This window comes from Nocardia vermiculata NBRC 100427, assembly GCF_001613265.1.
Classification (GTDB): domain Bacteria; phylum Actinomycetota; class Actinomycetes; order Mycobacteriales; family Mycobacteriaceae; genus Nocardia; species Nocardia vermiculata.
Genome location: NZ_BDCA01000036.1, coordinates 23,779 through 36,747, shown reverse-complemented (window position 1 = coordinate 36,747; position 12,969 = coordinate 23,779). Strand labels below are relative to the sequence as shown.

The 12,969-nt window shown below is 65.4% G+C and carries 13 protein-coding genes and 3 tRNA genes; 10 read left to right on the top strand and 6 right to left on the bottom strand.

Annotated features, from left to right (window positions below; translation table 11 throughout):
* The first annotated feature begins 12 nt into the window (after positions 1 to 12).
* The 8 genes from NV2_RS27040 to NV2_RS27010 all read left to right on the top strand — a co-directional run bounded on the left by NV2_RS27040 (position 13) and on the right by NV2_RS27010 (position 7,278).
* Positions 13 to 558 (top strand): DUF721 family protein, encoded by a 546-nt coding sequence (locus tag NV2_RS27040; RefSeq protein ID WP_067880533.1) that lies wholly within the window; start codon positions 13 to 15, stop codon positions 556 to 558.
* A gap of 430 nt (positions 559 to 988) precedes the next feature.
* Positions 989 to 3,040 (top strand): DNA topoisomerase (ATP-hydrolyzing) subunit B, encoded by a 2,052-nt coding sequence (gyrB, locus tag NV2_RS27035; RefSeq protein WP_067880473.1) that lies wholly within the window; start codon positions 989 to 991, stop codon positions 3,038 to 3,040.
* A gap of 60 nt (positions 3,041 to 3,100) precedes the next feature.
* On the top strand, positions 3,101 to 5,599 hold the full coding sequence (gene gyrA / locus NV2_RS27030) for a DNA gyrase subunit A (protein ID WP_067880470.1): 2,499 nt from the start codon (positions 3,101 to 3,103) through the stop codon (positions 5,597 to 5,599).
* 79 nt (positions 5,600 to 5,678) lie between these two features.
* Positions 5,679 to 6,659, top strand: coding sequence for a DUF3566 domain-containing protein (locus tag NV2_RS31890; RefSeq protein ID WP_067880467.1), 981 nt, complete (start codon positions 5,679 to 5,681; stop codon positions 6,657 to 6,659).
* 140 nt (positions 6,660 to 6,799) lie between these two features.
* Positions 6,800 to 6,873: transfer RNA gene (locus NV2_RS27020), tRNA-Ile, on the top strand.
* A 32-nt stretch (positions 6,874 to 6,905) separates the two neighbouring features.
* Positions 6,906 to 6,978, top strand: a tRNA-Ala gene (locus tag NV2_RS27015).
* Between the two features lie 104 nt (positions 6,979 to 7,082).
* Positions 7,083 to 7,190, top strand: a complete 108-nt coding sequence (locus NV2_RS31975; RefSeq protein WP_210749024.1) for a DLW-39 family protein — start codon at positions 7,083 to 7,085, stop codon at positions 7,188 to 7,190.
* A 15-nt stretch (positions 7,191 to 7,205) separates the two neighbouring features.
* Positions 7,206 to 7,278, top strand: a tRNA-Ala gene (locus NV2_RS27010).
* A 366-nt stretch (positions 7,279 to 7,644) separates the two neighbouring features.
* On the opposite strand, the gene NV2_RS27005 is transcribed toward NV2_RS27010, so the two are convergent.
* From NV2_RS27005 to NV2_RS26995, 3 genes are all read right to left on the bottom strand, one after another.
* The gene (locus NV2_RS27005) at positions 7,645 to 8,172 is read right to left on the bottom strand and encodes a DUF5994 family protein (RefSeq protein ID WP_067880464.1); all 528 of its coding nucleotides are present in this window, start codon (positions 8,170 to 8,172) and stop codon (positions 7,645 to 7,647) included.
* A gap of 44 nt (positions 8,173 to 8,216) precedes the next feature.
* Positions 8,217 to 8,579 carry a DUF5994 family protein gene (locus tag NV2_RS27000; RefSeq protein WP_210749025.1) on the bottom strand — a complete coding sequence of 121 codons (363 nt, stop codon included), beginning with the start codon at positions 8,577 to 8,579 and terminating at the stop codon, positions 8,217 to 8,219.
* A gap of 111 nt (positions 8,580 to 8,690) precedes the next feature.
* Positions 8,691 to 9,194, bottom strand: coding sequence for a DUF5994 family protein (locus NV2_RS26995; protein WP_067880461.1), 504 nt, complete (start codon positions 9,192 to 9,194; stop codon positions 8,691 to 8,693).
* Between the two features lie 281 nt (positions 9,195 to 9,475).
* On the opposite strand from NV2_RS26995, the gene NV2_RS26990 reads away from it, so the two are divergent.
* Complete coding sequence (locus NV2_RS26990) at positions 9,476 to 10,204, top strand: TetR/AcrR family transcriptional regulator C-terminal domain-containing protein (RefSeq protein WP_051025538.1); 729 nt, start codon at positions 9,476 to 9,478, stop codon at positions 10,202 to 10,204.
* Positions 10,205 to 10,211: 7 nt separating this feature from the next.
* Here the strand turns inward: NV2_RS26990 and NV2_RS26985 are convergent, their stop codons facing one another.
* The gene (locus NV2_RS26985; RefSeq protein WP_157103117.1) at positions 10,212 to 10,991 is read right to left on the bottom strand and encodes a sigma-70 family RNA polymerase sigma factor; all 780 of its coding nucleotides are present in this window, start codon (positions 10,989 to 10,991) and stop codon (positions 10,212 to 10,214) included.
* Positions 10,992 to 11,354: 363 nt separating this feature from the next.
* Between NV2_RS26985 and NV2_RS26980 the strand changes: the two genes are divergently transcribed.
* The gene (locus NV2_RS26980; RefSeq protein ID WP_157103116.1) at positions 11,355 to 11,786 is read left to right on the top strand and encodes a DUF5994 family protein; all 432 of its coding nucleotides are present in this window, start codon (positions 11,355 to 11,357) and stop codon (positions 11,784 to 11,786) included.
* A gap of 181 nt (positions 11,787 to 11,967) precedes the next feature.
* On the opposite strand, the gene NV2_RS26975 is transcribed toward NV2_RS26980, so the two are convergent.
* Positions 11,968 to 12,447, bottom strand: a complete 480-nt coding sequence (locus NV2_RS26975) for a DUF5994 family protein (RefSeq protein ID WP_063023213.1) — start codon at positions 12,445 to 12,447, stop codon at positions 11,968 to 11,970.
* On the bottom strand, positions 12,444 to 12,851 hold the full coding sequence (locus NV2_RS33015) for a DUF5994 family protein (protein ID WP_373863617.1): 408 nt from the start codon (positions 12,849 to 12,851) through the stop codon (positions 12,444 to 12,446). Before NV2_RS33015 ends, NV2_RS26975 begins: the two co-directional genes overlap by 4 nt.
* Positions 12,852 to 12,969 lie beyond the last annotated feature (118 nt).

Here is a 12,969-nt window from a genome sequence, read left to right as displayed (position 1 = left end):
GCCGGCGATCCCGTGACGTCCGGCGCCGATTCCGAACCGGAACTGCGTGGCGTGGATCTGGCTCGCCGGGCGCTGGAAGAAGCGCGCGCGGCGGCGCGGGCGAGCGGTAAGGCCGTCGGCCAGGGGCGTGCCTCGCCGCGTAAGGGCGGGGTGCGAGCCCTGCGCCGTCGTCGTTCCGGCTGGTCCGGTGCCGGCCCGGACGACCGCGACCCGCAGCCGCTGTCGGCGTTGGCCGGTTCCTTGGCGAAGAGTCGTGGCTGGTCCGGCAAGGTGGCGGAAGGAACGGTGTTCGGCCGGTGGTCGGCGGTGGTCGGCGAGGATATCGCCTCCCATGCCGACCCGGTCTCGCTCACCGACGGGGTGCTGAGCATCCAGGCGGAGTCGACCGCCTGGGCCACCCAGTTGCGCATGTTGCAGGCGCAACTGCTGGCGAAGATCAACGCCGCGGTCGGACAGGGAGTGGTGACTTCGTTGAAGATCAGCGGGCCGGCCGCGCCGAGCTGGCGTAAAGGGGAGCGGCACATCAAAGGGCGCGGCCCACGCGATACCTATGGCTGATTCCGGCTGATGCCGTGTCGGTTTCACGTGGAACGAATGGGCGCCGAACGGCTGTGGACCCGCTTTCCGCGCGATGGTCGGTGGAACCACATTCGCGTAACTTTCCGGCGCGGGAACCGCATGCCGTAGTTCTTCGCTGAGGCTTCCGGGGCGGCCTCGGCCCATAACCGGACCCGGAGATGGCTGATTTCACGCACTCACGGAGCTCTCAGGGGTGTCATAGGTGCATCCTGTGTCGGGGGTACCAGTAAGATGGAAGAGTAACTAGCGGCGATACCTTCGATGCGCTCCGCGCAGCCCGCGCACGGACCCCGGCCGTCCGCCTCTCGAGTAGTTCCGAAAATCTCGAGCGGATGTCGTACGGCCCCGGCCCGAATGTGGTGTCCGACGTCGCGTCGAGGGATCAGCAAGTAAGGAGAGCTACCGAGCAGTGGCTGCCAACGACTCCAATGCAAGCGGCTCGTCCAGGGCGACAGCGGGCAACAAAGACTACGGTGCCTCCAACATCAAGGTCCTCGAGGGACTCGAGGCGGTCCGTAAGCGCCCGGGTATGTACATCGGTTCTACCGGTGAGCGCGGTCTGCACCACCTGATCTGGGAGGTTGTGGACAACTCGGTCGACGAGGCGATGGCCGGCTACGCCAGCAGGGTCGATGTCACCCTGCTGGCCGACGGCGGTGTCGAGGTCGTCGACGACGGCCGCGGCATTCCGGTGGAGATGCACCCCTCGGGCGTGCCCACCGTCGAGGTCGTCATGACCCAGCTGCACGCCGGCGGCAAGTTCGATTCCGACGCCTATGCGGTCTCGGGCGGCCTGCACGGTGTCGGCATCTCGGTGGTCAATGCGCTGTCGACCCGCATGGTCGTCGATATCGACACCGATGGTTACCACTGGACCCAGGAGTACAAGGACGCCAAGCCGGGCAAGCTCGTCCAGGGCGACCCGACCAAGCGCACCGGTACCACCCAGCGGTTCTGGGCCGATCCGAACGTATTCGAGACCACGGTCTACAACTTCGAAACGATCTCGCGCCGGTTGCAGGAAATGGCGTTCCTGAACAAGGGACTGACCATCACGCTGACCGATGAGCGGGTGACCGAGGCCGAGGTCACCTCCGAGGTCGTCAGTGAGAAGGCGGAGGCTCCCAAGACCGACGAGGAAGTGGCGTCGGAGGCGGCCGAGCCCAAGGTCAAGACCCGCACGTACCACTATCCGGGTGGGCTCGAGGACTTCGTCCGGCACATCAACCGGACCAAGCAGCCGATTCACAACTCGGTGGTGGGGTTCACCAGCAAGGGCACCGGGCACGAGCTCGAGATCGCGATGCAGTGGAATTCGGGCTACTCCGAGTCCGTCCACACCTTCGCCAACACCATCAACACCCATGAGGGCGGCACCCACGAGGAAGGCTTCCGCGCGGCGCTGACCACGGTGGTGAACCGGTACGCCAAGGAGAAGAAGCTCCTCAAGGAGAAGGACGGCAACCTCACCGGCGACGATATCCGCGAGGGTCTGGCCGCCATTGTGAGCGTCAAGGTCAGTGAGCCGCAGTTCGAGGGCCAGACCAAGACGAAGCTCGGTAACACCGAGGTCAAGTCGTTCGTGCAGCGCACCTGCAACGAGCATCTGGCGCACTGGTTCGAGGCCAATCCCGCGGACGCCAAGACCATCGTGCAGAAGGCGGTGTCCTCGGCGCAGGCACGGGTGGCCGCGCGGAAGGCTCGTGAGCTGGTCCGGCGTAAGAGCGCGACCGACCTCGGTGGCCTGCCGGGCAAGCTGGCCGACTGCCGGTCCAAGGATCCGGCCAAGTCCGAGATCTACATCGTCGAGGGCGACTCCGCCGGCGGTTCCGCCAAATCCGGGCGTGACTCGATGTATCAGGCGATCCTGCCGCTGCGCGGCAAGATCATCAATGTGGAGAAGGCCCGAATCGACCGGGTTCTCAAGAACAACGAGGTCCAGGCGATCATCACCGCCTTCGGAACCGGTATCCACGACGAGTTCGACATCTCCAAGCTGCGCTACCACAAGATCGTGCTGATGGCCGACGCCGACGTCGACGGCCAGCACATCGCGACCCTGCTGCTCACCCTGTTGTTCCGCTTCATGCGGCCGCTGGTCGAGCACGGGCACGTATACCTGGCCCAACCGCCGCTGTACAAGCTGAAGTGGCAGCGTACGGATCCGGAATTCGCCTACTCCGACCGGGAGCGCGACGGTCTGCTGGAGGCCGGTCTGGCCGCCGGCAAGAAGATCAACAAGGACGACGGCGTCCAGCGCTACAAGGGTCTGGGTGAGATGAACGCCAAGGAACTGTGGGAAACCACCATGGATCCCTCGGTGCGGGTGCTTCGTCAGGTGACGTTGGACGACGCAGCCGCCGCCGACGAACTGTTCTCGGTGCTGATGGGCGAAGACGTCGAGGCGCGTCGCAGCTTCATCACCCGCAATGCCAAGGACGTTCGCTTCCTCGATGTGTAACCGGCACCGCGCGGTTTCGCCTGCGCGCCCGTTGCACCCCCGGCCTGCCAAGGAGAATTGATGACTGAGACAACCCTGCCGCCCAGCGGTGGCTCGGGCGACCGGATCGAACCGGTCGATATCCAGAACGAAATGCAGAACAGCTACATCGATTACGCGATGAGCGTGATCGTGGGCCGTGCGCTGCCCGATGTGCGCGACGGCCTCAAGCCGGTGCACCGGCGGGTGCTCTACGCGATGTACGACAACGGGTACCGGCCCGATCGCGGCTATGTGAAGTCCGCGCGTCCGGTCGCCGAGACGATGGGTAATTACCATCCGCACGGCGACTCGTCGATCTACGACACCCTGGTGCGCATGGCGCAGCCGTGGTCGCTGCGGTATCCGCTGGTCGACGGCCAGGGCAACTTCGGCTCGCGCGGTAACGACGGCGCGGCGGCGATGCGGTACACCGAGTGCCGGCTGACCCCGCTGGCGATGGAACTGCTGCGCGAAATCGACCATGAAACGGTCGATTTCAGCCCGAACTACGACGGCCGCTCGATGGAGCCGGTCGTTCTCCCCAGCCGGGTGCCGAACCTGTTGATGAACGGGTCCAACGGCATTGCGGTCGGTATGGCCACGAATATCCCGCCGCACAATCTCAACGAGCTAGCCGAGGCCATCTACTGGGCGCTGGACAATTACGAGGCCGATGAGGAGACCACCCTCGCCGCGTGTATGGAGCGGGTGAAGGGTCCGGACTTCCCCACGCACGGCCTGATCGTCGGCACCCAGGGCATTCACGATGCCTACACCACCGGCCGCGGCTCCATCCGGATGCGCGGTGTGGTGGAAATCGAGGAAGACAATCGGGGTCGCACCACGATCGTCATCACCGAACTGCCGTATCAGGTCAACACCGACAACTTCATCAACTCGATTGCCGAGCAGGTCAAGGACGGCAAGATCGCGGGTATCTCCGATATCCACGACGAGTCCTCGGACCGAGTCGGCATGCGGATCGTGATCACCGTCAAGCGGGACGCCGTGGCGAAGGTGGTGCTGAACAACCTCTACAAGCACACCCAGCTGCAGACCAGCTTCGGTGCCAACATGTTGTCCATCGTCGACGGTGTGCCGCGCACGCTGCGGCTGGATCAGATGATCCGCCTCTACGTCGACCATCAGTTGCAGGTCATCGTCCGGCGGACCCGCTACCTGCTGCGCAAGGCCGAGGAGCGGGCGCACATCCTGCGGGGCCTGGTCAAGGCGCTGGATATGCTCGACGAGGTCATCGCGCTGATCCGCCGCTCGGCCAATACCGATACCGCGCGGACCGGCCTGATGGAGCTGCTGGATATCGATGAGATCCAGTCGACCGCCATTCTCGATATGCAGCTGCGCCGGCTGTCGGCCCTGGAGCGGCAGAAGATCGTCGACGAGTTGGCCCGCATCGAGGCCGAGATCGCCGATTTGAAGGACATCCTGGAGAAGCCGGAGCGTCAGCGTGCCATCGTGCGCGACGAACTGGCCGAGATCGTCGAGAAGTACGGCGACGACCGGCGGACCAGGATCGTCGCGGCGGACGGCGATGTCGCCGACGAGGATCTGATCGCCCGCGAGGACGTCGTGGTGACGATTACCGCGACCGGTTACGCCAAGCGCACCCGGACCGACCTGTACCGCAGCCAGAAGCGTGGCGGCAAGGGGGTGCAGGGCGCCGGGTTGAAGCAGGACGACCTGGTCAAGCACTTCTTCGTCACCTCGACTCACGACTGGCTGCTGTTCTTCACCAACCTCGGCCGGGTCTACCGGGCCAAGGCCTACGAGCTGCCCGAGGCCAACCGCACCGCGCGCGGTCAGCATGTGGCGAATCTGCTGGCGTTCCAGCCGGACGAGAAGATCGCTCAGGTCATTCAGCTGACGACGTACGAGGATGCGCCGTATCTGGTGCTGGCAACGCGTAACGGTTTGGTCAAGAAGTCGCGGCTGACGGACTTCGATTCCAACCGGTCCGGTGGCATCGTCGCGGTGAACCTGCGGGGCACCGACGAACTGGTCGGTGCCGCGCTGTGTTCGGCCGATGACGATCTGCTGCTGGTGTCCGGCAAGGGCCAGTCGATCCGCTTCGCCGCCAACGACGAGGTGTTGCGCCCGATGGGCCGGGCGACCTCCGGCGTGCAGGGCATGCGGTTCAACACCGACGATGAACTGTTGTCGCTCAATGTCGTCCGCGACGGAACGTATCTGCTGGTGGCAACGTCGGGTGGCTACGCCAAACGCACTGCGATCGAGGAGTACACGGCGCAGGGACGCGGCGGTAAGGGTGTGTTGACGATCCAGTACGACCCGAAGCGTGGCAGTCTGGTGGGAGCGCTCATCGTCGACAACGACGACGAGCTCTACGCGATAACGTCCGGTGGCGGTGTCATTCGGACGGCCGCGAATCAGGTCCGTAAGGCCGGTCGACAGACCAAGGGCGTGCGGTTGATGAACCTGGGCGCCGGCGATACGTTGCTCGCGATTGCGCGAAACGCCGATGAGCCGGACCAGGTTCTCGGTGAAGACGAGGCCTGAGACTCGGATGCGCGTTAGGTTCTGGAAGCGGTAGGTTCTCCACAAGCAGCGGCGCCACGACGGATCGAAGGATTCTGCATTGACCACTCCGAATCAGCCGAACGACGAGCGACACCACACCAACGGTGTGACCGAGCGGGTCGCACCGTCACCGATCCCGCCGCGGCCGTCGCCGCAGGCCGGGGCGTCGGCCGACAAAGGCTCGGACAATTCGTCCGAAAAGTCTGAGCCTCGAAGCGATTCCGGGAAAGCCGATGTCCCGGCTCCGGAAGCCGCGGAAGGGAATGGCTCCCGGTTCGAGGAGGGGTGGTCGCAGCAGAAGCCGCAGTCGAATCTGAATCGTCCGGGGCAGGCGCCGGTGCGCGGCCGGTCGAGTTCGGTCGGCCTCGGCGGTAACAACGGGGTGAGTAACGCCCGCACCACTACCGATCTCGCGGCCAAGGCCGCGCGTAAGGAAGCGGCGATGGTGAAGTCCGTCGGGATCGACGGACCCACCCGCAGTATCTCGCGGCCGGAGCTGATCAAGGATCTTCCGGATTTGTCCGAGCTGCGCCATCCGCTTCCGCACTCGGAAGCTCCTGCGGCCCAGTCGGTGCCGAGGGCACAGACGGCGGCGTCGGCGCCTGCGGGCCCGTCCGCGCCGTCCCCGTCGCCGTCGGCCCGGTCGGCGGTGAGCCAGTCCGTCCAGGGCGGGGAGCCGCTGCGGGCGACCGTGCAGGTGCGCCATATCGATCCGTGGTCCACGTTGAAGGTCTCGCTGGTGATCAGCGTTGCCATGTTCTTCGTGTGGATGCTGGCAGTCGGATTCCTCTACATCGTGCTCTCCGGCATGGGGGTGTGGGATCGGCTGAACAGCACCTTCACCGATATGGTCGCCGACAACAACTCCTCGTCCTCCACGGGGTTGATCGATGCCGGCAGTGTCTTCGGATATGCCTCGGTGGTCGGCCTGATCAACGTGGTGCTGTTCACTGCGCTGGCCACGATCGGTGTGTTCATCTACAACCAGTGCACCGACCTGGTCGGTGGCGTGCAGGTCACGCTGGCCGATCCGGACTGATTCACACTGTCGACAGGTGGCCGGTCCCGCGCGGCGGGGCCGGCCACCTCTCGTTTACGGGTGCTTTGACCAGGCGTTTTGGAGAGCAATCGGTACGTTGTGTAATCTCTACCGAGTCGAGTGAGACACGGTTTCACCACGGGCCTATAGCTCAGGCGGTTAGAGCGCTTCGCTGATAACGAAGAGGTCGGAGGTTCAAGTCCTCCTAGGCCCACATCTCAATACCTGGTCGCGTCAGCGGCCGAGGGGGCCTTAGCTCAATTGGCAGAGCACTGCCTTTGCAAGGCAGGGGTTAGGGGTTCGATTCCCCTAGGCTCCACTTCATTCGATCAGGGACCCGGGGGGGGATCCCGTCTGTTCCCCGGAGTTCACCGGCACAGGTCGCCACCGACGTGCCCGACTCGGCACAGTAGTGTGGACAGCATGAAACTTCTTGTGATGATCGGTGTTGTTGCCGCAGTTGTTCTCGCTGTCACCAAGGTTCGCAAGCGCAGCGGCGGGGACGTGTGGCACGAGGCCACCGCGAACTGATTCGCGGGCATGACCGGGGCCTTAGCTCAATCGGCAGAGCACTGCCTTTGCAAGGCAGGGGTTAGGGGTTCGATTCCCCTAGGCTCCACTTCACAGCGAATCCGCAGGTCACTGACCTGCGGATTCGCTGTTATGTGGCATCGCGCGAACTCGTTGCGCTAGTTGATCGCCGAAGATGAGTACGACGAAGCCGGCGATCACTGCGGATGCTTCGCTGGGGTCGATGTGCCTGTGCGCGGGTTGCGGCAACAGGCCCTCGACGAGCGACAGTCGGTTTGGGTCGCTTCCGTTCGGGTATGGGCTGGGCAGATCACCGCATCTTCCCGGGAATATGCAGCGATCGAGAACGCGTCGGTTCAAACGAGTAGCCGACGCGTTCGACCGGCCCAGTGTGTGTGCCGGTTGACGAGCCCGCGACGAGTCGGCGCGGCGGGCACGCGCCCGCTGCGATTTTTCATTGGTCGTGCGGATTCGGATCGCCGGTTCGCCATCGCCGCACTGCGTCCGCTTGTGCGGTGCGGTTGCGCCGTTCTCGCGGGGTGATCATCAGCAGTTCGTCCACGGTTGAGGCGTCGCCGGTGGTGGCGGCGGCGTTCATCGCGGCGAGGGCCCGATCGTCGTCGGTGTAGGGCGGGACGACCAGGATGACCAGTCGACGGTCGCGGGTGCCCAGCATTTCGATCGTGTTGACGGTCCCGTTGCGGTGGCCTTCGAGGCGGATGGCCAGCCCTTCGACAACCAGATCGCTGGGCGCGTTCGCCCACTCACCGAGGCGGTAGGTGATCCGGCGGACGGGTCCGAGCCGGCCCGACACGCTCGCCAGCAGCGCGGGCAACTCGACAACGAGGTCGTCGCTGCGCGGCCACCACGCTCCGTCGACGTAGCCGATCTTCGCCGAGTCCGGTTTCAGCCGCAGCCGCGGTACCAATTCCCCGACCGAGCCCGAGTTCTCCCTGTTCGGGTGAACATTCTCCGGTGTCATGGTCGACGCTCCTGTCTCGAGCGGGTATCGGTCCGTTGCTGGTGTCACGGTCCGGGTGGTGGGCCGAGATGGCCGGCCGCGGCAAGCCGCATGCGTTCCCGGGCGACCTCGGGCGCCGTGGCGGCGGGGATGACGAGCAGCGCGAGTGCGGTGTTGTGCGCTCCGTAGAGATGCACGACCTCGGGCGGTTGGTCGTCGCTGCGGCCCTTTATGCGAATGTGGTCGTCGGTACCGATGCGTCGTTGGGCGAGACTTGTTGCGTTCCATTCGAATCCGACGCGCATCGTGGTCCCGAGGCGTGGGGCGACGGCGCTGATCAGGTCGTGCAGTTCCGACGTGAGATTCGGGGTCCACGGCCACCAGGCGCCGTCGACGTTTCCGGGGACGGCACCGCGTTCGCGGAGCATCAGACGGGGTGTGCGTGTGGGTGTGCGGAAGGGCTGTCGCTCGTCCGAGGCGGACGTGTCCGTCTCGAAGTGGTTGACGATCGGACGTCGTGTATGGAGGCGGGGCATGATCTATCCCTCCCGTGGAGTGCCGGCGGCCACCAATTGGGAGTGGGCGGCGCGGGCGTCGGTGGATGGAAGGATCACGCGGAGCACCATGACGGCGGTGTCGGCGCCGACGACATACATCGTGTTGCGCAAGTGGAACGGATAGGGCTCGAGGCCGATCGAACGACTTCCGACCGTCATCTGCCGGGGTGGCCGTGACCAGCCGTCCGGGTCGTAGACGATCCGATCGACCGGACCCAGCCGAATCGTCAAGACAGCCAGTAGATCCGGGAGTTCGGTAGCGAGGTCGGCGGACTCGGGCCACCACGCACCGTCGATGTAGTCCGAGTGACGATTTTTCGGCTTCAGGCTCAGTCGCGGTGGGTGGTGGGTCACCGCGGCTTCGGGCGGGCCCGTCGAGAGGGGAGCCGGGGCGGGGGAGGCGCGTTCCGGTAGGGGATCGAGGTAGCGGCGAATTGCTTCCGGAAAAGCCTTGGTCTTCGTTGCGATTGTGTGAGCGATGGTCATGATGGACCGGTCCTTACTCGTCGAGGCGGGATGTGGTGGCAATGATCGGCATGTCGACTGTTGCCTGTGCCCGAATCCGTGGCTGCCGACTCGCCGAAAGAAGAGGGACGCGGGTGCCGACGCTCGAATGGGAGTGACTACTCCAGTAGACGCCCATGTCGAGACAATGTCAACGCTGTAGGTATACAGTTTATATCTACGGTTGTCGGCATCGGAGGAAATGAGCCCGCGTCATGAACGAAACGTCATCGGAGGTCCAAGATCCGACAGGTGGTGCCCGCATGGGTCGTGCCGCGAATGGTCGTGGCGCCGGTCGGGTCACCCGCGTGGGAGTACTCGCGGCGGCGCTGGCGATCATCGACAGTGACGGCGTCGAGGGATTGTCGATGCGCCGCTTGGCCGAGGCGGTGGGCCGGGACCCGATGGTTATCTACCGGCATGTACCGAACAAGGCGGCGGTGCTCGACGGTGTTGCCGAGATCGTCTTCGCGCAACTGCGAGTGGACAGCGCCGACCCGGACTGGGCCGGCGGGCTACGGAAGGTCGCTCGCGATTTCCGTGCCCTGGCGCTGGCGCATCCCCGGGTGGTGCCGTTGCTGGTGACGCGGCCGCTGGCGACACCGCTCGGGCAACGTTCCCCAGCGGTGGTACGGCCGCTCGAGGACGTACTGGCATTGCTGACCCGTGCCGGTTTCTCCGGAGCCGATGCTCTGCACATCTATCGTGCATTGTTCGGCTTCCTCTACGGCCATGTGCTCAATGAGCTCCAAGAATTGGTGGAACGCCCGGAAGAGACCGACGAAGTGCTGCGTCTCGGTCTGCATCGGTTGCCGGTCACAGAATTCCCGTTGCTACGCCGACTCGCCCCGCTGCTGGCCGATTACGACGGCCGCGCCGAATTGGAACGTGGACTCGACATCCTGCTGGCCGGCCTCACGGCCACACTGTCACATCCCCGCGCGGATCCCGCCACACGCGATGCCGCTGCCCGCGGGGCGGAGGAAGGATGACCGCCTTTCACGGAAGGTCGTGCGAGCTTGATGACAGGCGGCGGCCGAGGGTTTTCAGTCCGGCTCGGATCCGCGCTTTGGCGGTCGGTAGCGGGATGTCGAGGTCGATGGCGACCTGAGCGTAGGTGCGGTCACCGTAGAAGGCCAGCTCGATGGCTTCGCGCTGGCGGCTGCGAAGTTTGCACACTTCCCCGGCGACGGCGCGTTGTTCGAGGCGCTGGCCGACCTCGTCGTAGACCACGTCATGGTCGGGTGAGAACTGTCTGCGGCCGAAAGCGCGTTCGCGGTCGGCCAGCGCTTGCTCCGAGCGCACCTGGTCGACAGCGCGACGATGCGCGAACATCATCAGCCATGCCATCGGACTTCCGCGGTCGGCATCGTAGTCCCCGGCCGCGATCCAGATGTGAAGATATATTTCCTGGCTGACTTCCTCGGCCAGAACCGGACTGTGCAGGATGAAGGTCAGTCTGGCGAGCAACCGAGGTCTGGTCGATCGATAGAACGCGGCGAAGGAATCGGTGTTGCCGTTCGCGGTCTCTTGCAGCAAGGTAGTCAAACTTGCAGAGTTGGTCGTCGAAGTACCGTTACGGGGACGGAGCTCGTCCTTCATCGCACACCGTTCGTCTCGCGAAATAGGTGATGCCGGGCGGCGAAGGTGCGTGCCACCTGGCCGAACCGCCGAGCTGATACTGGCGCCGCGCACCGCTGAAATTCGCCCCGACGCGTATCGAGGGTCCACGTCCGGGTCGGCAGAAGCGGCCGGACTGCGTCGTCGGATCGGCGACACCTACACCATCGCTCAAGGATGCCGGGTGTTAGCAGCGTGAGGGGCGTCGTTACCGGACCGACACCGGTTCGCCGCTGATTTCGATGTCTGGCTACCGAGAATTTATGCGAGCGGCCGCCGGAACCGGATCGCCCGCACCATCCGGTGAATTGTGCCGATCCGCAGGCCCGCACTCGCCGAAAGGCGCTCGCTGCCACGCCCGGGGCGGATAACAGGGGGACGGGTCTGCGGGAGCGGACTTGCGCCGAGCGCTGCGTGTAGAGTCGAGGCATTCGGCGGCATCACGTGCGCTGACCAGCAGAGGTAGCGACGTCCCCCGAATGCGATATCCGGTCTTCGCGGAGGCCGCGGCAGGAGCGTCCCATGACGCCACCATCACTGAACGCGTCTGTGTCCGTCCGTGATCGAACGCTCACCGACCCCCCTCGATTCCGTCCGCGCCCGGATTCTGATGCGAGTGGCTATATCGATGCGACTTGGTGGCCACGATCGAGCAATCTGACAGCCGAGCTGCCCGATCTGATTGCCGCAGTTCGGCCGCGAGCAGAACAGATATGGCGCATCGTCTACGATCCGCGCACCTGGTCGACCACCGACCGGCATCCGGTCGTCGCGGGACGCGCTGTGCGACTGGACCGGTACCCGTTCGAGTTGTTCGGCATCATGTATCTGTGCGCGACCAACGGCACCGTGATCGTGTTGCGAGCCATCCCGGAGGGCACCGATCCTGCCGTCGCGACATCGGTACTCGCGGCGGCCGGGCGAACCGCTCGGAACGACGCTGCCCGGCAGTGACGGCCGCGAACCCTGAATCGCGACCACGTTTCGTCACGAATATGCCGCGACGAGGCGCGACGACCGAGCCGTCGATGTCGGTGCCGCGGAGATACAGGGGTCCCGATCGAGAACCTCACCATCGGACAGCGGCGGGCAGCGGCATGGCACGGTGGCCGGCAATGTCGCCACCCGGGGTAGTTCATGATTCCGGCTTGTCGGCGCCGGCGCTTACGGCCCTGCGCATCTGCGCGTGTGCCTGGTCTGCGGGGGTGGCGGGATTGATCACCAGCAATCGAAGGTGCCGATCGTGTGGGCCGAAGACATACATCACTTGGGGTGGCTGGTCCGGAAGCGGGCCGGTGACCTCGATCCCGTCGGGCGCGTCGATGCGACGTTGGGACAGGCTCAGCGCATTCCAGTCGAAGCTGATCCGGGCGGTCGCGCCCAGTCGCGCGGTGAGGGCGGTGACCAGGTCGTGCAGTTCGGTGGTGAGGTTGTCGGTTCTGGGCCACCATGCGCCGTCTACGCCGCCGGATTCCTCGTCACCCTCGCGCAGCAGCAGCCGCGGTGTGCGGGTCGGTTTGTCGAATGGTTGCCCACCGTCGGCGCCGGCCCGGAATCGGCCCGGGCCGCGGTCGGCGGCGGCACCGCCGCTGTCCTGCGGTGGGTTCTGTGTCATATCAGGCCTCCCACACGGGACGCGGATCGGGCGCAGGATGGGCTGCGTGTGCCGCGGTCTGCCGGGTCCGTCGGGTCCGGTCTCAGGACACAGAGTGTGTGGGCGGGCAGGTGCCGGTATCCGTCCAGGCGAACCGAACGTCCGCCGATCATCGCGCGCCTCGGTGCCGGCTGCCAGGCGTCCATGCTGTACATGATTCGGTCGATGCTGCCTGCCCGCCGGCCCAGCGCCTCCAGATCGGACAGTTCGGCGACCAAGTCGGTCGTGCGGGGCCACCGGGCCCCATCCACCGAACCCGGGCGCGGTGCTCGCGGTGTCGGTAACCGGCGTGATACCGGCGGTCGGCTGAGGAGGGTAAAGCGTGGCGAGCGGTCCTGCGGGATCGGCTCGTATTGTCGCGTCATCACGACGCTCCTGACCGGGGCCGCGTGGCGGGCCCTGTTCATTGGCCGGGCGACGACGAGATCACGGGTGGTTTCGTACGAAAAGCCCCCGGCATCTTCCATCCTACCCACGCCCGCG